Raw genomic sequence first — 25,196 nt, forward strand, 5'->3', positions numbered from 1 at the left:
ATTGGTATTATTCCAGTTTGAAGCCGCTAATCGCCACGACGGCGCAGCGCGCCATGTTTTCGCCGGAGCGGTGAGGCCATGTGCTGGTTGGTTTACTGAGGTCCTCCGTATTCTCGCCCGGGTGTTGAACGGACAGGAAGAGCGTCTGCTCGTCGGGTGTGAAGAAAGGACCTGTAAGCTCGGATTCCACCGGGCCGGAGGCGAATTGCAGTGCGACCCCTTGATCCGGTCCGCTGGTTGGAATCACAAACAGTCCGTTGTTCATAAAGGATTTGTGAACGCCTTTGTTCTGGCTGCTGCTGGAGATGTCCGTTACGACCCACAGATCGCCGTTCGAGTCGAACGCCAGGTTGTCCGGCGAGCTGAATCCGGATTGGCGTCCGCCGGCAGCAAAAATCTCGAAATCGAACTCCATGGCGGCCAGATCGTTGCCGGCTTCAAAGATACGCGTAATATGACCATGGATGTTGCCGTGATTGTCGTTGTTCGTATGGCAGACAAACACGGTGTTATCAAACGGCGAGATTTCGATGTCTTCCGGACGGTCCGTTGGTGTTCCGCCGACAAGACGTGCAGCTTCCTGACAGTAAGTGACCACATCGCCTTGGGATTTGAATTTAGCTTGAGCCTCTTTATCCTCTGCGGCGGCCTTGGCTACGGCTTCCAAGGTGACCGGCATCCATTTGCCCGACTTCAGGTTGGCGACATACAGGGTTCCGTCTTCCAGAAGCGCAGAGTTGGCGCGCCCTTTGCTCTTATCGTATTTGTGCTTGCTGATGAATTTATAGACGCAGGCATCCTTCTTGTCGTCGCCCATATAGACAACGACCCGGCCGTCTGCGGCAAGGCCCATGGCGGTGTTTTCATGATTGAATCTGCCGAGGGCGGTATGCTTTTTCAAGAAGGATTTATCGAACGGATCGACCTCAACCACCCAGCCGTAATGGGTATCCGGAAGGTTCGAGACTGCCGCGGTGTCCTCGAAGTTCTCCTCGCAAGATAAAACCGTGTTCCACAGCGTTACGCCGCCGGAGCAGTTGGCAAACGTGCCGGTAGCCGTCGTTGCGCCTTTCAGAGCAGGGATGCCTTTGGCCGGGCCGGTGATATCGAATTTGCTGAAGCCGTTGATGCGGCGGGCATGGGTGGAGGTGGTGTCCATTTTCCATACGCCCTTCTCGTCACGGTATACCTCGATGACCGACATGCCTTGGTAATAGAGGTTTTTATGGATTTGATCCGCCGTCATCTTCCCGTCCTTCACAGGTCCGATCGAGAAGATGGTGGAGTACTCATGATTGTTGACCAGGAGGCCGCGGACGTTGGAGCCTTTAAGCGGGAAAAATGCGTTGTAATCACAGCCGGAGCCGAACTTTTCGCCAGCCGGGTTGATCACGTCATCGAAAGCGGCAATGACATCATATTTAAAGTTTTTAGGCAGGACGAGCTGGTCTGCTTTGGTTGGTTCGATTGGGTCGAAGTAGCCGCTGACCCGATTCGTTTTGAATCCGAACAGATGATTTGCGGTTCCGGACATGGCCGAAGCCTTCCCTTCCAATACGCCTAAGCCTGCGGAAGCGGCTGCCAATGCGGTTGCGCCCGTACCCAGATAAGACAGAAACGTTTTGCGGTCCATCGTTTTATTCAAGCTTATCCACCCCTAATGTATAAATTGCCATCAGGACAAGTTTATAGGGGAAATGTTATGGCAATATCATCGGTGAATGGTGGAAATGTAAAAATAAAGTCATCTTGGTATGGTACACGATTCTCGTTTTCATACTTGGCCTAGCTGCCAGGTGATGGTGCCAAAATGAACAGATTCAGTTATTTGGGCTTTAGGGTGAATTGATTGGATTGCATTGATGGATTGTGTGGATCGATCGACGGATGGATGGATGGATGGATTGTGTGAACCGTCCGACCGTCCGACCGTCCGACGGTCCGATTTGTAACGATTAACCTACTGTGTCGTACGGATAGAATGAATCGAAGGACGCGAATGGATTGATGGACGTATTGTATCGATAGGGCGAGGTTTGTTTGTCCGCGGAATACCAGGCGCTGCTTGAGCGTGTTGACTGTTGTAATGATTTAAGGACAGAGGTTCCGCTATTACGTCTCGATTGGTTGGTTTGGGGTTTAATGAGGACATCAGATCCGTTATTACATAGAATATGGCTGTTAATCGTGGTATTTATAGTAGATAGCGGATTCTGAGTCCGGAAGTCCGGGGAAAGTTGCTGTTTTTTCGAAATAACGGATCTATTGTCCATTAGTTTGTTTATTCGTCTCTTGGATATCAGTAAGAACTGCAAGAACTGCAGGAACTGCAAGAATTGCAAGAACTGTTGCATGCTCCCGGCAGAACTGCAATACAAGCGGAGTTTATAGGTACAGGCTTGTGTTGGACTGGTGCAACGTTTTGAGGACGGAGGATCCACACTAAGTGCGGGTCCAATATATAACAATAAGGGGACTCCCCTTTCAGTATAAAGAACCATATAGACTGATGAATCAGCCTATATGGTTCTTTATTATGTTTAATTAAGGTTATACCGCTGACGCATCTGGTCAGCCATAAAGCGGATATCCTCGTCCCCAGGCATCGTAAACCTGGAAGCTGCTTCGGCCAAATCCTTGCCTGCTTGCCATCCTCGAATGACTTTTTTGACGGCTGCCGTAAATTGACGTACCGCTTCGAAGCCGCTGCCGATGTTGGTCAGCTCCTCGAGGCTGGCCGTGCTGTCGGCCTCTACCAGAGGGTACTGCTTGGGATCGGCTCCCTCAGCTGCGATATCATAGAAGGAACGAACCAGCCGGGCGCGCTCGCTGCCCGAACCCTCGGCAATGATGAAAGCCTGGATGATGAAGGCTTTCCGCTGCCGCCGCTGGGCAATGCCGCAAAATTTGAGGCCGCCGATGCTTAGATCAAACGTTCCGGGGCAGAAGGCGCCGGCAATCTCGCCGGTATCCACCCTTTGCCCGGTGTCCCGGAGGGCTTCCCGGATGAGCTCCACCATGATCTCGAAGTCTTGATGAAAATCTGGCGCCGGTCCGGCGGAGGAAAAGGGGAGGATGAGGGACAGGTTCACCACGCCGGCGTCCAAGGGTACCGCGGCACCGCCCGAATGGCGCACGGCGGTATCATAGCCGAGGTAGCGAAGGTTGGCTTCCCCTTGCGGCGCCTTGGGCAGACGGCTGTCCCGCACGCCCAAGACAAAGGCGCACGGATGCCGCCACAGATGGCAGACGGCTGTCCCGCCTTCTCCGGTCAGCCTGCATAATAGCTCGTCCAGCGCAAAATGATACAGCACGTCCTGATGCGATAAATTATCGGTCCGGTCGAGCAGCAGGACGGGTTGGTCTTCAGGTAGTATCAGCGGAATGTTCACGCTTGTTGCGCCTCCTTGAAATAGGGGTAGGGTAAAGTAAAGCCCGATCGAATCTTTTTCCATGAACAGCATACCACAAATTCATAATGAAACGGCGAACCTTACCAGTCAGTGCGAGGGCTTCGCTCCTTGAGCTAGCATCCGGCAATCGGCGGCGTCAGCCTGACAGCTTAATAGCGCTTAACGAGGGTTCACTCTTAGTGAGCGGGGAACCCCCGTTCGATATCGGAGTTATAAACTTCGAAGCATGTACTTCCTGATATCGCAAGAAAGACATCAACTAAACGCGGCGGTCTTTCGGGAATGTACGTCGATCTCTGTCATCTGCGAATGTACGTCGATCAACGTTTTTGTTATAATCCGAGTAAGCTTATTGTCTTTGTGAGTCATATGGTTTAGCGGAGAATGACTTCACTTCATATATAAAAGGAGAAGATCAACATCATGGAGATTTATAATAGTGTAGTTGATATGATCGGTCGGACGCCAATGGTGAAACTTCGGCGGCTAGTGCCGGAAGGATCAGCTGACGTTTATGTAAAGCTTGAGAGGTTCAATCCTTCCGGCAGCGTGAAGGACCGCGCGGCCTACAATCTGATTCATACCGCGGAGGAGCAGGGTCTGCTCCAACCTGGGGGCACCATTATCGAGCCGACGAGCGGGAATACCGGCATTGGTCTGGCGATGATTGCGGCCGCCAAGGGCTATCGGGCCATCCTGATTATGCCGGATAACATGTCCAAGGAACGGATTAACATCCTGAAGGCCTACGGTGCGGAGGTCGTGCTGACACCGAGCAGCGAACGCATGCCGGGCTCCATTGCCAAAGCGCTTGAGCTCAGGGAGCAGATTCCCGGAAGCTTCATTCCGCAGCAGTTCGAGAATGCGGCCAACCCGGACATACACAGGGTGACGACAGCGCCGGAAATATTGGAGCAGATGGAAGGGCGGCTGGACGCCTTTGTGGCAACGGCGGGAACGGGCGGCACCGTAACCGGAACCGGGGAAGAGCTGAGGAAGTCTCTGCCGGACCTGCATATCGCGGTGGTCGAGCCGAAGGGCTCGCCCGTGCTCTCCGGCGGACAGCCGGGACCTCACAAGCTGGTGGGCACGAGCCCTGGTTTTGTACCGAAGATTCTGAATACGGGCGTTTATGACGAGATTATCCAGATCGCCGACGAGGATGCACTACAGACCGCCCGGGATTTGGCCCGCAAGGAAGGAATACTGGTAGGACCGTCCTCCGGCGCATCGGTATTCGCGGCCCTTCGCGTGGCGAAGCGGCTGGGGGAAGGGAAACGGGTTGTCTGCATTGCCCCGGATACGGGAGAGCGGTATTTGAGCATGGATATTTTCTAAGAGAAGAGGACCTCCGGTTAACCGGAGGTCCTTTCTTGCTGTTCTATGGAGGGCATCCACTGTTCAAGCCGTTGTTTAAGCTGCTTGAGATCTTTTACAATGACCACTTTGCCGGGATAATCCGCAAGCGTGTCCTGAATCTGATACCTACCCTCCCGCTGATAGGCGGCACTCCATTCGAACATTTTTTTGAACATGTCCCAACTGGGGGTATAGTGCGCTTCTTCAAGTCGCAGTCGCTGCTTGATGAACCTTGTGATGATCCGGTAGGTTATTGTGGAGTAGGGCGGGTTCAGAAAAACGATAAGATCCGCATGGTGGAAGCTGGGGCTGACCCATTTCAGATGAGCGCCCTCGATGATCCAGCCATTCGTGTTCACGATACTTAACAATAGCGCATCGCGATCCGCCTCACACCTTCTAATATCGTCTGGCTCGGCCCGCTCCCATACGACATTGTCGAGCTCGTAATAAGGGAGATTAAACTGGGCGGACAGCATCCGGGCAAGCGTTGTTTTGCCGCTGCCGACGGAGCCGATAATATGGATCCGGTTCGGGATCTTAGTGTCCATAAGAGATCACCGCATTCATGAGAAATGGTAGCTAATCATTTCGGTACCGGAGCGGAGATGTCCTTGTTTCGTTAGTCGTAAAATTATAGTGCTTCCCGCGGCGTATCACAAAGCTGCTTGAAGAATGCCGCGATTTGCTCGGCAATGGGGCGAGCCAAGTCCATGGGATGAACTGCCTGCCATAGGAACGGGCTTGGATTAGGATCATCGCCCCTCCATCGACCAATCAAGTGTTTGCCTTGGTTGGTCTTTTTTTTATGGAGCCGAATCATTCCAACAGGAATAAACGATTCCGTAACGAAATGATTGTAACCTATTATTTTTTTGTAAATGTTGACGTCTTTGTCGATTAGGGGATTCTCTATTCGTTGATTAAGCATAGAACGAAAATTTTAAGTTTAGTCTCGATAACCAGGAGGGAATAAGAATGAGATTTATGATGATTGTAAGGGCAACCGAGGATTCCGAGGCAGGCGTACTGCCAAGCGCAGAGCAGCTGGATGCCATGATGAGGTACAACATGGAGCTGGCCAGAGCCGGCGTGCTGATTGCTGCCGATGGGCTCCATCCAAGCTCGGGCGCCATCCGGATATCTTATCCGGAGCCGGGGGGCAAGCCGAAAATTACCGATGGCCCCTTTACGGAAGCGAAGGAACTGATCGCGGGGTATACCTTGATCGAAGTGAAGACGAGGGAAGAGGCGATCGAGTGGGCTAAACGCATGCCGGATCCACACGGCTTCGGTGCAGGCCAGATTGAGCTTCGCCAGGTGTTTGAACCGACTGACTTAACGCAGGACCCTGAAGCGCAGGCCAAACAATACGAAATGCGAGAACACATTCAAAGGCAGAATCCGTAATGTCAGCGGCAGATACCCATCGTACGATCGAGGCCATCTGGAGAATCGAATCCTCTAAAATCATAGCCTACCTGACTCGAATGGTCCGTGACGTCGGGATCGCCGAGGATCTTGCTCAGGATACGCTTATCACTGCGCTGGAACGCTGGCCGATAGACGGAATACCGGACAATCCCGGTGGATGGCTCATGACCGCTGCGAAGCGCAAAGCACTGGATTTGCTGCGCCGGAATAAAGTCCGCGATCAGAAGTATGAGCTGTTGGGACGCGAAATGGATTCCCGGATGGAATCGGATATTCAGGTACCGGAGCCGGGGGAAGTGAGTGATGATCTCCTGCGGTTGATCTTCATGACCTGTCATCCGGTTCTTTCCCCTGAAGCCCGCGTGGCCCTGACGCTGCGTCTGCTCGGCGGTTTAACGACAGCGGAGATTGCCCACGCTTATCTTGTGCCTGAACCGACGATCGCGCAGCGAATCGTTCGTGCCAAACGGACGCTGTCCGCGACCCGGGTGGCATTCGAGATTCCTCAGGGAGCCGAGCTTAAACCGCGATTGTCATCGGTCCTTGAGGTCATCTACCTCATGTTTAATGAGGGGTATGCAGCGTCATCGGGCAGCCAGTGGATTCGTCCGCTGCTGTGTCAGGAAGCGCTTCGGATCGGACGGGTGCTGGCAGAGATCGCGCCGACGGAAGCCGAGGTGCATGGACTGGTTGCGTTAATGGAATTTCAATCCTCCCGATTCAAGTCCCGGGTCAACGCCGAGGGGGAGCCTGTCCTGCTCATGGATCAAAATCGGGCCTTGTGGGATTATTTATTGATTCGACGCGGTTTTGCCGCTCTGGATCGGATCGAGCGGTTGGGCGGTATGACGGGTCCTTATGCCATACAGGCTGCCATCTCCGCGTGTCATGCCGGAGCGCCCAGTGCCGCAGAGACCGACTGGATTCGAATTTCCGCGCTGTATGAGGCATTGGCCCAGGTTTCTCCTTCGCCCATCGTGGAGTTGAACCGGGCCGTGGCCCTCTCCATGGCTTTCGGTCCGGAGATCGGGCTTGAGATCGTGGATGTTTTACATGGCGAGCCCGCCTTGAAGGGATACCATCTCCTCCCGAGCGTAAGGGGAGACCTGCTCTTTAAGGTGGGGCGCCTGGACGAAGCCTGCGCGGAGTTCAAGCTGGCCGCATCGCTGACGGATAACCTGAGGGAACGTTCTCTGCTGCTTGACCGTGCGGCAGAATGCCTGTCAACGGAGTGTTAAGACAAGCTGGAGAAAATTTTTTAAAAATTTTTTCGGAAAAATATGAAGATGTGTCGATTACATAAAATCTCGTTCGTCATTTAGATATAAAACAAAAAAATAAACCGAGAGGAAGATGAACATGCAAGCACAAATGGTACCTTTTATTATTTCGGAGGATGCAAGAGGTCAGGCGGATTTTTACATGCAAGCGCTGGGTGGAGAGATCGGTTTGTTGACTACCTTCAAGGACATGCCGGGCATACCGGAAGCCCATCAGGATAAGGTTATGCATATGTCATTAACGCTGGCTGACGGCAATAAGCTAATCCTCACCGACGCTTTTCAGGAAACCGGCAAGCGCACGAGCATGGGTCTGGCCATCACGTTTGATAACGAGGAAGAAGCCCGCGCCGCCTATCGCCATCTTAGCGATGGGGGGACCGAGAAATATCCGTTTGCCCTGCAGCCTTGGGGAGCCTACTACGGTGAAGTGGTGGACCGGTACGGCATGACCTGGCAGATGGTTCATCAGGGCTGAGCTGAAAAATACCATACTATGATACAGAAGGAGTCCATAAGATGAATCAAGAAGTAACGGATTACATTGCAAACATCAGTGATACCTGGAAGGTGGAGGTCAGCGAGCAGCTTCGGGAGCTCGTGCACGGCACGATCCCGGATGTTTCGGAACGGCTTCAATATAAAAAGCCCCATTTTCTGAAGAATGGAAAATATGCGGCGGTGATCAGCGTCGCGAAGAGCGCCGTGAGCTTTACGATTTTCAATGCGGATGGCCTGGATTGGCCTGAAGCGTTGTTTGAAGGACCGCCTGAACGAAAGACCATCAAAATATCATTCGGGCAGCAGGTCGATTATGATGCGCTTGGATCTCTGCTGAAGCAGGCATCCGAAGGGCTGTAAATCATATGGAATAGGGAAGCGCGGATAACCGGTGTTCGAAGCGTTCCTGATAGAATAGCCGCGATCCTATGAGGATCGCGGTATGTTTCATTTTACTTCTTGGTGCCGTGCTGCTTGGTCGGCAGCTTGTCGCTTGGCGTTCCTTTGCCGTGATTTTCTTTGTTGCGACGGGCCTTCTCCGCATTCTCGTTCATTTTTTCCACAAAATCGTGCGTGCTTTCCATAGGACGTAAGCTCCTTTTGCTCAGAATGTATGGCTTTGCCTGATCGTGCTTAATATAACCATTTCGGCGTGATCATATTTGGTGACTTTGGAACGGATACGGATGGTGAGATTTTCGTTTGGGGGGATGAAAGGATGTCCAGTAAGCTCGCGTTCATCATGATGGTAGCAATTATCGTTGTTCTGGGTATGGCCGGCTGCAGCCGATTCGACGAGGATGCGGAGTCTGCAGACCAAAGCCTGTACTCCGTCATGACACTGATGAAGCTGGATGCAGCGAAGGTGAGGGCCATTCATGTGGTTTACGGGGATGGCACACGAATGGTGCTGGATCAGGAACAGGACATAGAACCGGTTATGAAGCGAGTGGACAGTCTTCAAGCCAAGCGGATCACAGGGAACGAGAAACCGGGGTTTCTGTTCTTTATGGACGTCGTGCAAGGTGAGCAGGAGGTTCGCGTGGCAAACGAGTTTGAGGTGGATGGACAATCGTATGTACTGACGGGTCCCGAGTTAAACGATCTGAACAGCTACATGGTCGAGCTGGGTCGCTCCCACAACCCTGAACTGCTGCCGGGTTACACGATAAACGATCAGGAGCCTTGAGGTAGGTCTCTTTGGTATCACAGGGATCGTGAACGAACGGAGAAGGCGTTTGACATATCACGGCAAAAAAATACCCTGCCACAGGCAAACGCCCGGGCAGGGTATTTATGATGGGGACCCCGTATAATGGTATGACGATCTCGGAACTAGGTTCTTTTTCATACCGGGTACGTCGATAGACGTTTTTATATATTACTTCTTATGACTGATTAACAACTCATATTTGTTCAAGGATGCGCCCAAAATATTCTCGTTGCGGCCCTGACCGTGGGATTGCCGGAACGATTCGCTGGAAGTCCAGCGTTTAAACGCCTCCTCGTCTTCCCATACCGTAGAGACCTTCAGTTCCTCAGCCTCTGCGCCTTCTTTGGCTTCGTGCCATACTTCCATCCGCACGAATCCCTCAATCTCCTGTACGCCCTTCGCTTCAGCGAATCGCTGCGCAATTTCTTGTCCGAAGCCCGGTTTAATCTTAATCGAGTTGGTAACAACCAGCATGCTTGATTCCTCCTTCGGTGATGACCGGATAAATTCCGGAAATGTTCAGCCCCTTGCAGATATGTCCATTATACATGAACGAGCGTCCTGATTTCATCTTGGGAGGAACCGTGCTTCATGCCGAAAGCTATGGAATTCTCAGGTCGCCGGAGGACCTTCCGCCGGAAACTCTGCCGCTGGTACGGCGGCAGCCGGCACTACCGCTTTGGGTTTCGCTCTGCCGCTCCATGACCAATAGGTGCCCATGCGCAGCAGCCGTTCAATCGGGCCGCTGCGGAATCGTTTCAACCAGAGCAGGCTGCCCGTTGCCAGTACAGCATAGATCAGGATGGCCAGGAGCGCTCCTTGCAGCACGCCGAGCTTGCCGAACATGCCCAGCCCGAATCCGTAGAATATCAGTACGCACACAACGCTTTGCGTCAGATAGTTGGTTAGCGACATCCGCCCAACCGCTTCAAACGCCCGGATGATGACCGATTGTTTAGATGAGAAGGCATATAGGGAAGCGAACAGATGTATATAACCCAGCGCGAGCAGAGGTCCGCCAAGCATCGTAAAGATGCCGCTCCAGCCGTGGGTGGATCCGAGCATAACCCCTGCGGTCTTTAGTCCAAGCCCGACCGGTATGAGCAGTGACCATCTTAGATACAGCTTGATCTCCATGGAGGGATGGAGGAAGCGCCCGCGTTTGGCGGCGACCATACCAAACAGGAACATCGGCGCGCTCATCAGCGGAGCAATCAGAATGACCAGCAGCATCAACCAGTCCGGAAGGTCGATGGGCATTTCCTCAGTTGAACGAAAGCTCAGAATCTCACTGTACGTGCCATTGCCGTACACCTCAATAGACTGCTTCACATAATTCTCCATACGATCGGCTTCACTTGCCGTAGGCTCCATGGAGCCATATCCGAGGAGGGACATCAGCGCGAGTAAGAGGATCCCCCAGATCAGAATCGTTTTGGGCTTCCGTTTCACAAACAGCACCAAGAAGAGTCCAATCGCTCCGTAAAACAGCAATATATCGCCTTCCCAGATAAATGTCGAATGGAGCAAACCGAGAACGATCAGCAGCATGGACCTGCGGAAAAAGCTGCGTCCGTATTTGAGCCCTTTGCCGATCAGGCTTTCCCGCATCTTGATCATGCTGTAACCGAACAGGAACGTAAAGATCGGCATGAAGCTGCCCTCTACGAATACTTTCAGCATGTCATGGCTAATCAGATCCAGCGTGGATGGCTGGAAGAAATGCAGCTCGTCTTTGCCGAACATGCCGTATTGAAAAATAAGCATATTGGCCATCAGGATGCCAAGCAAGCTCAAACCGCGAATCGCATCCACGGCCGTGGAACGTTTATTTGAATTCATGTCAATCACCTCTGACACCAAGTATAAAGCTCGAAATGAAATAACTCGGAAACGGCAACCTAACTTTTTCTTAACTCTTCCCGCATTTGTTTAACTCCTGTTAAGGTTGTTGTGCTAGCATAAATGTCGGGTGAGGATAAAATGGATCAAACACGAATTTTAATTGTAGACGACGAACCTTCCATTGTGAAAATGCTGCAGATGGTGCTGCGCAAGGAAGGCTTTAACCGCATATATACGGCTTCCAGCTGTAAGGAGGCGCTCAGCGAAATCGCTGCACACGGAGCGGATATCGTGCTGCTCGATGTCATGCTGCCGGACGGCACGGGATTTGATCTCTGTCCGCAGATCCGTTCCTATGGCAGTCCGCATATTCTGTTTCTGACGGCCAAAGCGTCGGATCTGGATGTTCTGACCGGTTTTGCGATGGGCGGGGACGATTATGTCACCAAGCCCTTTAATCCGCTGGAGATTGCCGCAAGAATCAAGGCGCGTCTGCGTCGTGGCGGCATCGGGGCGACCGTGTCGGCGGAGCAGCCGGTGATCCAGCGTGCATGGGATTTCGGCCGGTTTAAGGTCGATGAATCCGCCGGGGAGCTTACGGTGCTGGGAGAGCCTGTGCCTTGTCCGGCTCAGGTCTTTCAACTGCTGCTTTATTTTTGCAAGCATCCGGGGGTCGTATTCTCCAAGTCGCAGCTGTACGAAGCCGTGTGGGGCATCGACGGCATGGGCGAGGACAACACCGTCATGGTACATATCCGTCGCATCCGTGAACGCATCGAGGAGGATCCTAGCAACCCGCAATATTTGCTGACGGTTCGGGGGCTCGGCTACAAGCTGGTTAAGGAGAAAGGCCGATGAGACTGCGCAGAAGGCTGGCCTTTCATTTTACGTACCAATTAATTGCGTTCTCGGCGTTTATGTTTTGCTTCCTGATCGTGCTCTTATTCTTCCTGATCAAACATATCAGCGACGATGAAATCAAACGGAACTTTCCGACAGGTGTCCTGAACAGCATCGTGACCGAGACGGTGACGGAGAATGGGGAGGTCCTGCTGCAAGAACAGTGGAAGCTCCTGCTTCAAGAGAAGGATATGTGGCTGCAAGTGGTGGATATGGACGGAAACGTGATTCTTTCCACCAATACGGCTCTGGATGTTCCGTCGGAGTACTCGGTAAGCACCTTGCTTCAGATCAAGGAGGAGCGCCGTCTCGGCGAGTATACGATGGATTGGCAGATGGATTTGACCTATGAAGAACCGCTGCTGTATCTGATCGGACGTATTGATGAGGGTTCGGACCATCTTCGGGAATGGTATGCCCATTATCAGAACGGCGGCAGGGTGAGGCCGGAGGATGAAGCGGAGCTCGAACGCGAATTAGCCGGTCTAGGCGGTTATTTGCATGTCATTGACCGGGAGGGCCGCGTTGTCCAAGCGATTGGAACCGATTCAGACAATAAGGTAAGCTACCACCCGCTGGAGATCATCACGATGCAGGAGCAGCCGGGCACGTATTCCACGCATATCGCGGTCTATCGCGATGCGGCCAGCGGCAACACCTGGGTCTATCATACGCCGCAGGACGAGGCGCTGGAGAAAAGGCCGATGATGAACGAGCTGATCCGCGTGGCGTTATGGACGATGGTCTGCGTGCTTGTGTTATCACTTGGGGTCGCCATATGGCATGGATATCGATACAGCCGGCCGCTGCTGCTGTTTACCGGGTGGTTTGAGCGGATGGGCAGCGGAGCTTACGAGGAAGTGCTGACGCCGAAGGACCGGAAGCGGGTATTCCGTAAGAACGGAAAGCTGCGCACGCGCTTCAAGTTGTACAAGGAAGTGATTCATTCTTTTTACAAGATGGCGGAGCAGCTTGCCGAAACCGAACGGGAACGGGAGCGGCTGGATCGTAACCGGGAAGAATGGATGTCCGGGATATCGCATGATTTGCGTACTCCGTTGTCCTCCATCCAGGGTTACGGCTATATGCTTGAGAATGCACCGCAGGATTGGAGTCAGGAGGAACTGCGGGAGATGGGAACGGTGATTCGGGAAAAAGGGGACTACATGCTGGAGCTGATCAATGACTTCTCGCTCGTCTTCCGTCTGAGAAGCGAGATCCGCCCCCAGGAGCTTACCCGGCTTGACCTGAATGAGCTGGTGCGCCGCTGCGTGCTCAAATACGTCAACGATGCCACGCTGGATGCGAATTTTAACTATATTGGCGGCGAAGGGGCGCTGCTCGTCGACGGCAATGCCAAGTGGCTGCAGCGGTTGATGGATAACCTGATCACGAATGCCGTGAAGCATAATCCGGATGGGGTAAACGTTGAGGTCCGGGTGGAGAGACGCCCTGCCGGTGCGGCAATCGTGGTTGCGGATCAAGGCGTGGGGATGGACGAAGAGACCCGCTGCAATCTGTTCGAGCGTTACTATCGGGGAACGAATACCGAAGAGAGCATGGACGGCTCGGGACTCGGGATGAGCATCGCCAAGGCGATTGTCGAAGCGCACCGTGGCCGGGTAAATGTGTGGTCTGAAGTGGGTCGAGGGACGACCATCACCGTTCTATTGCCTGAGGCTGCCGCACAAGAAGGTGAAGGGGCTGCTCAACGCGATAAAGGTTGACGTTCTTCCTGGATTTGGATTGTCATGAGCGGAATGATCTCAAAAAATCCTTCAAGATTCCTATCCTGCTGCCGGCCCGGTTGCGCTATAATGGCTAAACAACGATAACATTAGGTCCGGAGGATATTATGGGTTCAACTTCGTTTCGGCAATTGACTGGCAACGCGCGGGGCTGTCTCGTCTATGAGCCGCTGTTTCTTATCCCTTACAGCATGTTCACGACGTACACCTCCATCTACATGTACCAACTTGGGGTAACCGAGACGGGTATCGGCTGGATTACCTCCATCGGTTTGCTTGTACAGGTGCTTTCTTCGTTTCTCAGCGGGTATTTAACAGACCGTTTAGGCAGAAAAAAGGCGCTGCTCTACTTCGACGTACTAAGCTGGACCGTAGCAACGCTGCTCTGGGCGGTCTCGCAGAACTTCTGGTTTTTTGTGATCGCGGCCGTCATCAACGGCTTTCAGAAGGTGCCGCATACCGCCTTTTACTGTTTGTTGGTGGAGGACACCGCACCGAAGGAGCGAACCTATGTCTTTACGCTGCTGCAGCTGATTAGCGTCGTAGGCGGCTTGTTTGCACCGATCGGCGGGCTGCTGGTGTATCATTTCACGCTGGTGCCCGGAGTGCGCATCATGTTCGTGCTGGCTTGTATCCTGATGACGATCCAGTTCATTGGGCGTCACTATGCGACAAGGGAGACGGATATCGGATACCGCAAGATGAAAGAAACGAAGGCGATGAGCCTGCGGGAAGGGATGACCGACTATGCTTTGGTGATGAAGAGCATGCTCGGAAATCCGCTGCTGCTGATGATCTTCGGCGTTTATATTTTGTTTAATTTTCAGATGACGGTGAAGACAACCTACGTCTCCATCTTCATGGTGGAATATCTGCATTTGGGCAGCGGCCTGATCTCGGTCTTTCCGGCATTCTCCTCCGTCATTATGCTGATATTCATGCGGTGGATCATGCCCCGGATCGGGGAGCAGCATGTACACCGGACGATGGTATGGGGATTTGTTATATCGGTATTGTCCAATGTCATACTGGTGTTTGCGCCGCAAGGAGATCTGCTGGTGCTGAGTCTGAGCACCGTCATTGCCGCAATCGGCACGATGATGACGTATCCGTATCTGGAAACGGCGGTGGCCAATGCCATCGACGATGAGAACCGCGCCAAAATATTCGCCCTGCTCCAGGTGCTCATTCTTATTGTCATTTCGCCTTCCGGCATCATTGGAGGCTGGGCATATGGCATCGACCCGAGAATTCCGTTCTTGCTTGTTGCCGGCGCATTTGTGATCAGCATCCCGCTTATGCTGCTGTATGGCAAAAAGGTAAAGGCAGCAGCTCCGATCGAAGCCGGAGTTTAGCTTGTGCATGGAGATTAAACCCATGGCTAAGGCTAACAAAGGTGGATCGCGCCTTAAGCTGCGGGAGGCGTAAGAATAGGAATGGAAGAGGCACTCCAAGTAAGGGGGAGCCTCTTTTTTTGCGTTGGTTATTGCAATTTGGTTAGCGTTCACTTATGATATGAGCATGAAAAAGAAACCCCATTACGATAGCAAGAAGAAGGATATTTTGCAGGCTGCCATGAAGCTCTTCGCCGAGAAGGGCGTGGACGGCGTATCGGTGAAGGAGATCGGCGCCGCGGCGGGTGTAACGGATGCGGCGATCTATAAGCATTTTACGAATAAGGATGCCGTGGCTGCGGAAGCGTTCGAGGAATACTGCAGCAGTTATACGCGTCTGGTGGATGATTATGCGTCCCGGCCCGGCTTATTTGCAGAGAGGCTGTCGGCACTCGTCGTCCGGGTACTGGAGTCGTATGACGAGGATAAATACGGCTTGCTGCTCTTGTCCCAGCATCACGAGCTGTTTACGGAGGTGCTCAAGAGCAGGGGACGCCAGCCGCTTGACGCTTTGCATGATCTGCTTGAGCAGGCGGTGTTGCAGCGGGATATTCCGCCGCAGAATACGCGTTTAACCGCCGTGTTGATTATCGGTGCCTTCAGCCAGCTGGCGATCTCAACGATGCAAGGGGAGCTGGAGGAACCTTTGTCGCTGCTGGCACCTGAAGTGACGGCGCCTCTATTGGCATTAACAGGTTTGGGAAAAGGTCCGGCGTGACCTTTTCTTTTTGCCATCAGGTTAGTGATCGTTAACCAAATTACGAGGGGGAAGAAATATATGAAAAAGGTTTTAATTATTCAAGGCAATCCGATTGAGAACAGCTATGGCAGTCAACTGGCAGAGGTCTATGCGAGGGGGGCGGCCGAATCCGGGGCGGAGGTGCGTGAGCTCGTGCTTGCGGAGATGGAGTTCGACCTGAATCTGTCCGGCGGCTATAAGGGTAAACAACCGCTCGAACCCGATCTGCAAAAAGCGCAAGAACTGATCGCTTGGGCGGATCACCTGGTGTTTGTGTATCCGAATTGGTGGGGCGGCATGCCGGCGCTGCTCAAAGGGTTCATCGACCGGGTTTTTCTGCCGGGCTTTGCGTTTAAGTACCGCCGGAACTCGCCTTTGCCGGAGCAGCTGCTCAAAGGGAAAACGGCCCGTCTGATCGTCACGATGGATTCGCCTTACGTTTACTACCGTTTCTACCTCGGCCAGCCGGGGCATCAGATGATGAAGCATTCCATTCTGAAGTTCTGCGGCGTAGGCACGGTCCGTTCCACGAACATTACCCAGCTTCGCAAAATGCCCGAGGCCGCAAGAAAGCAATGGCTCGAGCGTGTGCAAGGAATGGGACGGAAACTGGCGTGATTGGACAGTGCCGGCGATGTACAGTTCCTTCCAATGACTTGACTTCTCGGGCAGGAGGATTATAATTCATACAACAAATGAAACGACCAAAGAATCGAAGGGTAATGTTGTTCAAAATCAAATCTTGATGTATATGCCGGGGAATAGGGCCCAGGCGTTTCTACCAGGTTACCGTAAATGACTTGACTACATGAAGGTTGAGAATCCCACCACCCCGCCCAGCTTCGCATAATGATGGAAGCCGGGCTGGAAGATCACCTTGATTGGAATCCGGCAGGTTTTAACGGCTGAGGTGATGTGCAGACTGATAGCATACATTGCTGATGCACAGGGCTTCTCTTCCTCTATGGATATAGTACAGGCACCCCGGGCAGATACGCTGCCCGGGGTGTTTGGCGTGTTATAGAGCGGATCGATTTTGTATTTTTACCGGTTCATTATAAGAAAAACGTCTATCGACGCACTTTCACAGATGACAGACCGCGATTAGATGAAGTTTTTATTGCGATATCAGGAAGTTACAAGCTTCGAAGTTTATACGTTCTGATATCTAAAAGAAAAACGTCTATCGACGCACTTTCACAGATGACAGACCGCGATTAGATGAAGTTTTTATTGCGATATCAGGAAGTTACGAGCTTCGAAGTTTATACGTTCTGATATCTAAAAAAAGGGGAGCGTGCATTCATCATGAGTTCAATTAAAAGACAGAAACGATACGAGGTCAGCCGGCAGCTGGGGAAGGTTGCGTTAGGACAAGAGCCAGCCGATCTGGTTATCAAAAACGGCACGCTGGTCAATGTGTTTACGGGTGAGCTTCAGGAACGGGTAGACGTGGCGATGGCGTACGGGCGCATCGCTTATATCGGCAACGCCGATCATACGATCGGGAAAGGGACGCAGGTGATCGAAGCGAATGGCCGGTTTATCTCGCCTGGTCTGCTCGACGGTCATATGCATGTGGAGAGCACGATGCTCACCGTGACCGAGTTTGCCAAGGCGGCTATCGTTAACGGAACGACCGGGATTTATATGGATCCCCATGAGATTGCCAACGTATTCGGCATGGAAGGCGTGCGCTGGATGCACGAGGAAGGGCAGCAGCTGCCGATGAAGGTGTTCACCACCATTCCTTCCTGCGTACCGGCGACGTTTGATCTGGAGGATGCCGGTGCGCAGCTGGGCGTAGCCGACATCGAGGAAGGGCTGACCTGGCCTGGCGTCGCCGGGCTTGGCGAAGTGATGAACTTCCCGGGCGTCGTGTACGGCGATCCGACCATGAGCGGGGAGATTGAAGCTACGCTGCGTGCAGGCAAGACCGTAACAGGGCATTTTCCGGCCGAGGATGACCGGATGCTGCAGGCATATATGGCAACCGGCGTAAGCTCCGACCATGAGACGGTAACGAGAGAACAGGCCCTGGAGAAGGTCCGTCTCGGCATGCACCTGATGATCCGCGAGGGTTCGGCTTGGCAGGATGTAAAGGAAGTTGTTAAGGTCATAACGGAAGATAAGGTGCGAACAGACAATATTTCTCTGGTTACGGATGATGTGTATCCGCAGACGCTGCTGAGGCTCGGTCACATGAACCATGTGGTCCGCCGCGCTATAGAAGAAGGCGTGGACCCGGTTACGGCGATCCAGCTGGGAACGATCAACGTGGCTCGTTATTTCGGCATGGACATGGAGCTGGGCAGCATTTCACCTGGCAAAACGGCGGATATTTTGCTGATTGATGATCTGTTGAGCATGGTACCTTCAGTCGTGATCACGGATGGCGAAGTGGTTGCAGAGAACGGCCGGCTCGTGAAGGCGTTCCCGGTATATCAATACCCGGAAAAAGCCTTTCAATCGGTTCGGCTGCAGCGTTCGCTTACCGCTGATGACTTTCTGCAGCGCAGCAAGTTCGATGCGACGCGTACGGAAGTGAATGTGGTGCGCGTCATCGAGAACAGTGCCCGTACCGCCAAAATGACCGCGGTGCTCTCTGTGGAGCAAGGCGTCATCCAGCCGGACCTGAATCAAGATGTGGTTCAGCTGGCATGCATCGAGCGCCACAGCGCAACCGGGCAAATCTCGCTCGGTTTTGCGAACGGCTTCGGACTCAAGACCGGCGCGGTTGCTTCCACGGTTGCGCACGACAGCCACAATCTGCTCGTGATGGGCACGAATGCCGAGGATATGGCACTCGCGGCGAATGAGCTGGCGGCGTGCGGAGGCGGCATGATCGTGGTACGGGACGGCAAGGTGCTGGCGAAGGTGGCGATGCCGATTGCCGGTTTGCTGGCGGACCGTCCGGTTGAGATCGTAGCGGAGGAAGTCGCTGCCTTGGAGGAAGCTTGGAAGGAGCTTGGATGCTACATCCATGCACCGTTCATGACCTTCTCGCTCATTGCGCTGCCGGTGATTCCGGAAATCCGCATTACCAACCGTGGGATCGCGGACGTAACGGAATTCAAGCTCATCGAGACCGAGATTGGCCCGGTTCAATAAGGTTGCAGACATACCGAAGCAGGTTGGCCTGATGGCGAACCTGCTTTTTTGTATCGTAAATACAACGTTTTGACCGCCGGCAGAGGCAGCGAGCCGTTTCCATTTTTTCGATGCTCAGTTATACCGTTGTTCACTTAGTGATTTTCGTCACAAATTTATAACTTTTTGCCCCGGTTTCAGTCCTGATATTGTGATGTTTATCACAATCCTTTGCATCGCGGTCTGCGACAATACAAAAAGAATCAAATTTGAAGTGATCACGTGAGCTAAAGGAAGGGGTATCTGATATGGATCCGGTTATGCTGGCGCGAATTCAATTCGCATCGACAACCATTTTTCACTTTATTTTCGTACCGTTGTCCATCGGATTGGCGTTTCTGATTGCCATCATGGAGACGATGTATGTTGTCAAAGGCCAGGAAGTCTACAAGAAAATGGCCAAGTTCTGGGGAAAGCTGTTCCTGATTAACTTTGCGGTCGGGGTTGTGACGGGGATTCTGCAGGAATTCCAGTTCGGCATGAACTGGTCGGATTACTCGCGCTTTGTCGGGGATGTGTTTGGCGCACCGCTTGCGATCGAAGCTCTGCTGGCATTTTTCCTTGAGTCGACGTTTATTGGGCTGTGGATATTCGGGTGGGACCGGTTATCGAAGAAGGTCCATCTGCTCAGCATCTGGCTGGTGTCCTTCGGCACCCTGATGTCCGCCTTCTGGATTCTGGCAGCGAATTCGTTCATGCAGCGTCCCGTCGGGTTCGAGATGAACAATGGGCGGGCGGAGATGAACGATTTCTTCGCACTGATTACGAACGGTCAGCTGCTGGTGGAGTTCCCGCACACGATCTTCGGAGCTTTGGCAACAGGGGCGTTCCTCGTAGCAGGTGTGAGTGCCTACAAGCTGATGAAGAAGCAGGATTTGGATTTCTTTAAAAAATCATTTCACATCGCCATCGTGATTGGCCTCATCACCTCCATTCTGGTTGCGGTATTCGGTCACCAGCAGGCGCAGTATCTGGTGGATACGCAGCCGATGAAGATGGCCGCTGCGGAGAGCCTGTGGGAAACGAGTGACGATCCTGCGCCTTGGACGGTCATTGCAGCCATCGATCCGGATAAGCAGGAGAACACGATGGAGTTCAAAATCCCGTATTTGCTCAGCTTTTTGTCCTACAGCAAATTTTCCGGCGAAGTCATCGGAATGAAAGAGCTGCAAGCGCAATATGAGCAGGAATATGGCCCTGGAGACTATATCCCGCCGGTCCGTACCACGTTCTGGAGCTTCCGGATTATGGTGGCCGCAGGCAGCATCATGATTCTGCTGGGATTGTACGGAGCATGGCTGATGCTGCGCAAAAAGGTCGAGAAGGCTGGCAAATGGTTCCTCAGACTGATGCTGTTCGGTATTTCGCTGCCGTTCATCGCCAACACGTCGGGGTGGATTATGACGGAGATCGGACGACAGCCGTGGACGGTATTCGGGCTGATCACTACGGAGAACAGTGTTTCACCGAACGTGAGCGCAGGCTCGATTCTGTTCTCGCTCATCATGTTTACCGCCATTTATGCGGTGCTGGCAGCCGTCATGGCGTATCTGTTCATCAAAGTCATTAAGAAAGGACCGTATGCGGCGGAGGAAGACGACCACCACGCAAGCGATCCGTTTAATAAGGAGGGCTACAATGCTGTCTCTTAACGAACTGTGGTTTGTGCTTGTTGCCGTATTGTTTATCGGGTTCTTCTTCTTGGAGGGCTTCGACTTTGGGGTCGGGATGTCCACGCAGCTGCTGGCCAAAAATGATACCCAGCGCCGGGTGCTGATCAACTCGATCGGCCCGTTCTGGGATGCCAACGAGGTCTGGCTGTTGACGGCGGGCGGCGCCATGTTCGCCGCCTTCCCGAACTGGTATGCCACGCTGTTCAGCGGGTTCTACATTCCGCTTGTCTTTCTTCTGCTGGCCTTGATCGGCCGCGGGGTGGCCTTTGAATTCCGCGGCAAGGTGGGCGATGTCCGCTGGAAACGGGTGTGGGACGGTGCGATCTTCACCGGCAGCGTGCTTCCGCCATTCCTGCTCGGCGTTGTTTTTGCCTGCCTGATTCAGGGGCTCCCCATTAACGAAGAGATGCAGCTGCATGCCGGATTGTTCGATGTTGTGAATGGCTATACTGTTGTTGGCGGACTGACGATGGTGATGCTCTGCCTGCTGCATGGCTTGATGTTCACAACACTGCGCACGATGGGGGATCTTCAAGAACGCGCGCGCCGTATGGCCCGGAGACTCCTGCTTCCCGTAGCGGCCCTGTTCGTGGCTTTTGGTGTGATGACGTATTTCATGACCGATATCTTCGAGAAGCGTGGCGTGGTGTTAACCGTGCTGCTGGTGCTGGCTCTGCTCGCATTCCTGCTGGGCGGATATTTCATGAATATCAAGCGGGACGGCTGGGCTTTCGGGATGACCGGGGCGGTTATCGCCCTGCTGGTAACGTCCGTGTTCGTGGGTTTGTTCCCGCGCGTGATGGTCAGCTCCATCCATGCTGCATTTGATCTGACTATTTATAATGCGGCCTCCGGACCGTATTCCCTCAAGATTATGACGATTGTGGCGGTAACGCTGCTGCCATTCGTATTAGGCTATCAAATTTGGAGTTACTTCGTTTTCCACAAACGGGTACATGAGAAGGAGCATCTGGAGTACTGATGGGAAAAGACCTGCTGGGATACAAAGGCGCCAAGACGGTATTCTTCCTTGTCGCCGTATGTACCCTGGCACAGAGCATGGCCATCCTCCTGCAAGCCAAGTGGCTGGCGGAAGCCGTATCCGCCCTGTTTGCGGGATCAACGCTGCAGGAGCAGGGGGAGACCATTGCCTTGTTCCTGCTTGCATTTCTGGCACGCCACGGCATCTCGGCCGTGCAGCAAGGAATCGCACAGCGCTTTGCCGAGGAGACGGGCACGAGCCTGAGGAAGCAGCTGCTGGATGAGCTGTTTCGGAATGGGCCGTCCTTTGTCCGGTCGGAAGGAACAGGCAATGTGGTTACGCTTGTGCTGGAGGGCATCGGCAAGTTCCGCAAATATGCGGAGCTGACCATACCGCGCATGATGGGGGCGGGCATTACCCCGGCTCTGATATGGCTGTACGTGTTCATGACGGATCGGATTTCGGGCATTATTCTGCTGGTGACCATGCCGATCCTGATCGTCTTTCTCATCCTCGTGGGACTTGCCGCGAAAAAGCAAACCGAGCGGCAGCTGGATTCCTACCGGATGCTGTCCAATCATTTTGTAGATTCGCTGAGAGGTCTGACTACCCTGAAGTTTCTGGGACAGAGCCGCAAGCACAGCGAGAGCATACAGCAGGTCAGCGAGGGGTATCGTGCAGCTACCATGCGGACGCTGCGCGTGGCGTTTCTGTCGTCCTTCGCGCTGGATTTCTTTACGATGCTGTCCGTGGCATCTGTTGCGGTAAATCTGGGCTTGCGCCTCATTAACGGCAGCCTGGAGCTTCTGCCCGCACTGCTTATCCTGATCCTGGCACCGGAGTATTTCCTGCCGGTGCGCATGGTCGGGGCGGACTTTCATGCCACGCTGGACGGTAAGCAGGCAGGGGAAGCGATGCAATCCATAATTCTGGAGGCCCGGAAAGGGCGTTCCGGCGATATAACATTTAAAATTGAAGATAATTCGCCAGAGCTCAATCCGCCGCAACCGCGATTCCAATGGGAGAACCACAGTGTACTGGAACTGTCCGGAATCGGCCTCAGGCATGAAGAGTTAGGGCCGGCTTCCTTGGAGAATGTCAGCTTCCGGATACCGGGTCAACGCAAAATCGGTATCGTGGGGGAGAGCGGGGCCGGCAAATCCACGCTCATCGAGCTATTAGGCGGATTCATGGCGCCAACATCGGGAATGATGGAGCTGAACGGCGTGAAGCTGGAGGACTGGAACCGGCGGGCGTGGCGAACCGAGGTCACCTATATGCCGCAGCAGCCGTATTTATTCGGTACTACCCTGGCAGATAATGTGCGCTTTTATGCGCCGGAGGCGTCAACAGCGCAAGTCGAAGCAGCGGTCGAAGCGGCGGGTCTGTCGGATCTGGTGAAGAGCTTGCCCGGCGGACTCGCGGAGATGATCGGCGGCGGCGGACGCGCTTTAAGCGGCGGTCAGGCACAGCGCGTGGCCTTAGCCAGAGCTTTGCTCGGCGGCCGGCGGGTTCTGCTGCTGGATGAGCCAACGGCCCATTTGGATATTGAGACGGAATACGAGCTGAAGGAGACGATGCTGTCCCTGTTTCAAGATAAGTGGGTATTCCTCGCGACGCACAGACTGCACTGGATGCAGGATATGGATTACATCCTCGTTCTGCATCAGGGGCGGGTGGCGGAAACGGGAACCCATGAGGAGCTTATGGCCTTGCAGGGCGTCTATTACGGGTTAATTACATCGCAGATGGAGGGATTACAATGAAGCAGGAATCGTGGTTTCGGCCTTACGTAACGGCAAACTTCTGGCGTTTTCTGCTAATTGTGATGCTTGGCGTGCTCACGACCCTGTTCGCCGGGATGCTGATGTTCACCTCCGGGTATCTGATCTCCAAGTCTGCCCTGCGACCGGAAAATATCCTAATGGTATACGTGCCGACCGTAGGGGTTCGTACCTTCGGCATCGGACGTGCGGTCATCCATTACGTGGAGCGTCTGGTGGGGCATGACACGATTCTTCGCATCCTGTCCCAGATGCGCCTGCGGCTGTACCGAATTCTGGAACCGCAAGCCCTCCGCTTGTCCTCCCGGTACCGCACCGGGGATCTGCTTGGCGTGCTCTCCGATGATATCGAGTATTTGCAGGACGTCTATATCCGTACGGTCTTTCCATCGATTGTTGCGCTTGTGTTATACGCCGGTGTTATTCTGGCCGTCGGCCTGTTTGACCCGGCATTTGCCCTTCTGCTTGCGCTGTATGTAGCGGTGCTGATTCTGGTACTGCCGCTGGTTTCCCTGCTGCTCACCAAACGGAAGAACCGGGAGATGAAGCAGGCCCGCAGCAACCTCTACCAGAAGCTGACCGACGCGGTACTTGGCATTCATGAATGGTACGTCAGCGGCCGGCAGACGGAATTCCTGACCGGTTATGAGGCGGATGAAGCCGAGGTCGACCGGACCGACCGCTCGCTCAAGCGCTGGTCGCGTCTTCGGGCTTTTATCGGTCAATGCGTGGTTGCCGTGACGGTGGTATCGATGGTGTATTGGTCAGGACGGCAGTATGCGGACGGCTCGATCGATGTTACGCTGATCGCGGCTTTTGTACTGGTTGTGTTCCCGTTAATGGACGCATTCCTGCCGGTATCCGAAGCCGTGGAGCGGATTCCGCAGTACGGCCAATCGGTCGCGAGACTTCAGGCGATCGAAAGCGCCGAAACGTCTGAAGGGAAGCAGAACCGGGGGCAACAGCTGAAAAAGGGAGAGATCGAATCTGTCATAAACAGCGGTGTTCATGTGAAGGCGGATGGCGTCTGCTTCCGTTATGAACAGGCCCCAGGCGGCGAATCCGGGCTGGACCGATCCCGTGTGAATAGGGATGGTTCTACATTAATGGATGTATCCCTGGATATTCCTCCTGGGGCTAAGGTAGCCATTATAGGGCGTTCCGGTGCCGGTAAATCCACCCTGCTGCAGCTGATTCAGGGTGTGCTGGCACCTTCAGGGGGAAGTCTTACCCTAGGCGGAGTGGATTCTGCGCGGTTTGGCGATGGGATTTCTTCCGTTATTTCGGTATTGAATCAGAGTCCGCACTTGTTTGATACGACGCTAGCCAACAACATCCGGCTCGGACAGCCGGATGCCACGGAGGCCGAAATACGGGATGCGGTTGCCCGGGCACGGCTGGAACCGTTGGTGGCAGCCCTTCCGGAAGGGCTACTCACCCGTATGCAGGAAGCCGGACAGCGTTTCTCCGGAGGAGAGCGCCAGCGCGTGGCTTTGGCCCGGATCCTGCTGCAGAAGACGCCGGTCGTCATTTTGGATGAACCGACGGTCGGACTGGATCCCAAAACCGAGCGGGAACTGTTATCCACCATGTTCGCCAGTTTGCAGGACCGGACTCTGATCTGGGTAACCCATCATCTGGTTGGCGTGGAGCGCATGGATGAGATCCTATTCATGGAGCACGGTCAGATCGTTATGCGGGGTACGCACGATGAGCTGATGGAGCACTATCCGCGGTATCGGAACTTGTACCTGCTGGATCGTCCGGCAATCTAGACAACA

At 53.7% G+C, this 25,196-nt stretch carries 24 protein-coding genes and 1 riboswitch; of the genes, 16 read left to right on the forward strand and 8 right to left on the reverse strand.

The window, feature by feature from the left end; translation table 11 throughout:
- Nucleotides 1–7: 7 nt before the first annotated feature.
- Nucleotides 8–1,633, reverse strand: coding sequence for a PhoX family protein (locus ACETK5_RS29170; RefSeq protein WP_394059541.1), 1,626 nt, complete (start codon nt 1,631–1,633; stop codon nt 8–10).
- A gap of 907 nt (nt 1,634–2,540) precedes the next feature.
- Nucleotides 2,541–3,392, reverse strand: coding sequence for a lipoate--protein ligase family protein (locus ACETK5_RS29175; RefSeq protein ID WP_394059395.1), 852 nt, complete (start codon nt 3,390–3,392; stop codon nt 2,541–2,543).
- A gap of 444 nt (nt 3,393–3,836) precedes the next feature.
- Here ACETK5_RS29175 and cysK point away from each other — a divergent pair, with 444 nt between their 5' ends.
- Nucleotides 3,837–4,751 (forward strand): cysteine synthase A, encoded by a 915-nt coding sequence (cysK, locus tag ACETK5_RS29180; protein WP_394059397.1) that lies wholly within the window; start codon nt 3,837–3,839, stop codon nt 4,749–4,751.
- A gap of 17 nt (nt 4,752–4,768) precedes the next feature.
- Here cysK and ACETK5_RS29185 read toward each other — a convergent pair whose 3' ends face one another.
- A complete protein-coding gene (locus tag ACETK5_RS29185) occupies nt 4,769–5,323 on the reverse strand; it encodes a P-loop NTPase family protein (RefSeq protein WP_394059399.1) in 555 nt (184 codons plus the stop codon).
- Nucleotides 5,324–5,406: 83 nt separating this feature from the next.
- The gene (locus ACETK5_RS29190) at nt 5,407–5,703 is read right to left on the reverse strand and encodes a hypothetical protein (RefSeq protein ID WP_394059401.1); all 297 of its coding nucleotides are present in this window, start codon (nt 5,701–5,703) and stop codon (nt 5,407–5,409) included.
- A 47-nt stretch (nt 5,704–5,750) separates the two neighbouring features.
- On the opposite strand from ACETK5_RS29190, the gene ACETK5_RS29195 reads away from it, so the two are divergent.
- The 4 genes from ACETK5_RS29195 (at nt 5,751) to ACETK5_RS29210 (ending at nt 8,347) form a co-directional block, all read left to right on the forward strand.
- The gene (locus tag ACETK5_RS29195; protein ID WP_394059403.1) at nt 5,751–6,182 is read left to right on the forward strand and encodes a YciI family protein; all 432 of its coding nucleotides are present in this window, start codon (nt 5,751–5,753) and stop codon (nt 6,180–6,182) included.
- Entirely contained in the window at nt 6,182–7,444 is a 1,263-nt protein-coding gene (locus ACETK5_RS29200) for an RNA polymerase sigma factor (RefSeq protein ID WP_394059405.1), read from the forward strand. The genes ACETK5_RS29195 and ACETK5_RS29200 overlap by 1 nt, the downstream gene beginning before the upstream one ends.
- A gap of 121 nt (nt 7,445–7,565) precedes the next feature.
- A complete protein-coding gene (locus ACETK5_RS29205) occupies nt 7,566–7,964 on the forward strand; it encodes a VOC family protein (RefSeq protein WP_100541060.1) in 399 nt (132 codons plus the stop codon).
- 41 nt (nt 7,965–8,005) lie between these two features.
- Nucleotides 8,006–8,347, forward strand: coding sequence for a DUF1801 domain-containing protein (locus ACETK5_RS29210; RefSeq protein ID WP_394059407.1), 342 nt, complete (start codon nt 8,006–8,008; stop codon nt 8,345–8,347).
- A 92-nt stretch (nt 8,348–8,439) separates the two neighbouring features.
- On the opposite strand, the gene ACETK5_RS29215 is transcribed toward ACETK5_RS29210, so the two are convergent.
- Nucleotides 8,440–8,571 carry a DUF4023 domain-containing protein gene (locus ACETK5_RS29215; RefSeq protein ID WP_009590359.1) on the reverse strand — a complete coding sequence of 44 codons (132 nt, stop codon included), beginning with the start codon at nt 8,569–8,571 and terminating at the stop codon, nt 8,440–8,442.
- 134 nt (nt 8,572–8,705) lie between these two features.
- Here ACETK5_RS29215 and ACETK5_RS29220 point away from each other — a divergent pair, with 134 nt between their 5' ends.
- On the forward strand, nt 8,706–9,176 hold the full coding sequence (locus ACETK5_RS29220; protein ID WP_394059409.1) for a hypothetical protein: 471 nt from the start codon (nt 8,706–8,708) through the stop codon (nt 9,174–9,176).
- Nucleotides 9,177–9,368: 192 nt separating this feature from the next.
- Here the strand turns inward: ACETK5_RS29220 and ACETK5_RS29225 are convergent, their stop codons facing one another.
- Nucleotides 9,369–9,674 carry an antibiotic biosynthesis monooxygenase gene (locus ACETK5_RS29225; protein ID WP_100541057.1) on the reverse strand — a complete coding sequence of 102 codons (306 nt, stop codon included), beginning with the start codon at nt 9,672–9,674 and terminating at the stop codon, nt 9,369–9,371.
- Nucleotides 9,675–9,812: 138 nt separating this feature from the next.
- A complete protein-coding gene (locus ACETK5_RS29230) occupies nt 9,813–11,042 on the reverse strand; it encodes a DUF418 domain-containing protein (protein ID WP_326111046.1) in 1,230 nt (409 codons plus the stop codon).
- A gap of 141 nt (nt 11,043–11,183) precedes the next feature.
- Here ACETK5_RS29230 and ACETK5_RS29235 point away from each other — a divergent pair, with 141 nt between their 5' ends.
- The 5 genes from ACETK5_RS29235 to ACETK5_RS29255 all read left to right on the forward strand — a co-directional run bounded on the left by ACETK5_RS29235 (nt 11,184) and on the right by ACETK5_RS29255 (nt 16,444).
- Nucleotides 11,184–11,903 (forward strand): response regulator transcription factor, encoded by a 720-nt coding sequence (locus tag ACETK5_RS29235; protein ID WP_326118692.1) that lies wholly within the window; start codon nt 11,184–11,186, stop codon nt 11,901–11,903.
- Nucleotides 11,900–13,672: a sensor histidine kinase gene (locus tag ACETK5_RS29240; protein ID WP_100541054.1), complete on the forward strand. Its 1,773-nt coding sequence runs from the start codon at nt 11,900–11,902 to the stop codon at nt 13,670–13,672. Before ACETK5_RS29235 ends, ACETK5_RS29240 begins: the two co-directional genes overlap by 4 nt.
- A gap of 128 nt (nt 13,673–13,800) precedes the next feature.
- Nucleotides 13,801–15,048, forward strand: a complete 1,248-nt coding sequence (locus tag ACETK5_RS29245) for an MFS transporter (protein WP_100541053.1) — start codon at nt 13,801–13,803, stop codon at nt 15,046–15,048.
- Between the two features lie 166 nt (nt 15,049–15,214).
- Nucleotides 15,215–15,805: a TetR/AcrR family transcriptional regulator gene (locus ACETK5_RS29250; RefSeq protein ID WP_394059413.1), complete on the forward strand. Its 591-nt coding sequence runs from the start codon at nt 15,215–15,217 to the stop codon at nt 15,803–15,805.
- 60 nt (nt 15,806–15,865) lie between these two features.
- A complete protein-coding gene (locus ACETK5_RS29255; protein WP_100541052.1) occupies nt 15,866–16,444 on the forward strand; it encodes an NAD(P)H-dependent oxidoreductase in 579 nt (192 codons plus the stop codon).
- Between the two features lie 107 nt (nt 16,445–16,551).
- Nucleotides 16,552–16,653, forward strand: a riboswitch (purine riboswitch).
- Here ACETK5_RS29255 and ACETK5_RS29260 read toward each other — a convergent pair.
- Nucleotides 16,631–16,762, reverse strand: a complete 132-nt coding sequence (locus ACETK5_RS29260) for a hypothetical protein (protein WP_326111040.1) — start codon at nt 16,760–16,762, stop codon at nt 16,631–16,633. It overlaps the preceding riboswitch by 23 nt.
- 372 nt (nt 16,763–17,134) lie before the next feature.
- On the opposite strand from ACETK5_RS29260, the gene ade reads away from it, so the two are divergent.
- The 5 genes from ade (at nt 17,135) to cydC (ending at nt 25,190) form a co-directional block, all read left to right on the forward strand.
- A complete protein-coding gene (ade, locus tag ACETK5_RS29265) occupies nt 17,135–18,937 on the forward strand; it encodes an adenine deaminase (protein ID WP_326111039.1) in 1,803 nt (600 codons plus the stop codon).
- Nucleotides 18,938–19,224: 287 nt separating this feature from the next.
- Entirely contained in the window at nt 19,225–20,628 is a 1,404-nt protein-coding gene (locus ACETK5_RS29270; RefSeq protein WP_127594411.1) for a cytochrome ubiquinol oxidase subunit I, read from the forward strand.
- Nucleotides 20,615–21,631, forward strand: a complete 1,017-nt coding sequence (gene cydB / locus ACETK5_RS29275; RefSeq protein WP_100541049.1) for a cytochrome d ubiquinol oxidase subunit II — start codon at nt 20,615–20,617, stop codon at nt 21,629–21,631. The genes ACETK5_RS29270 and cydB overlap by 14 nt, the downstream gene beginning before the upstream one ends.
- Nucleotides 21,631–23,397 (forward strand): thiol reductant ABC exporter subunit CydD, encoded by a 1,767-nt coding sequence (gene cydD / locus ACETK5_RS29280; protein WP_394059417.1) that lies wholly within the window; start codon nt 21,631–21,633, stop codon nt 23,395–23,397. Before cydB ends, cydD begins: the two co-directional genes overlap by 1 nt.
- The gene (cydC, locus tag ACETK5_RS29285) at nt 23,394–25,190 is read left to right on the forward strand and encodes a thiol reductant ABC exporter subunit CydC (RefSeq protein WP_326111037.1); all 1,797 of its coding nucleotides are present in this window, start codon (nt 23,394–23,396) and stop codon (nt 25,188–25,190) included. The genes cydD and cydC overlap by 4 nt, the downstream gene beginning before the upstream one ends.
- Nucleotides 25,191–25,196 lie beyond the last annotated feature (6 nt).

This window comes from Paenibacillus ilasis (assembly GCF_043195395.1).
Lineage (GTDB): Bacteria > Bacillota > Bacilli > Paenibacillales > Paenibacillaceae > Paenibacillus_AQ > Paenibacillus_AQ lautus.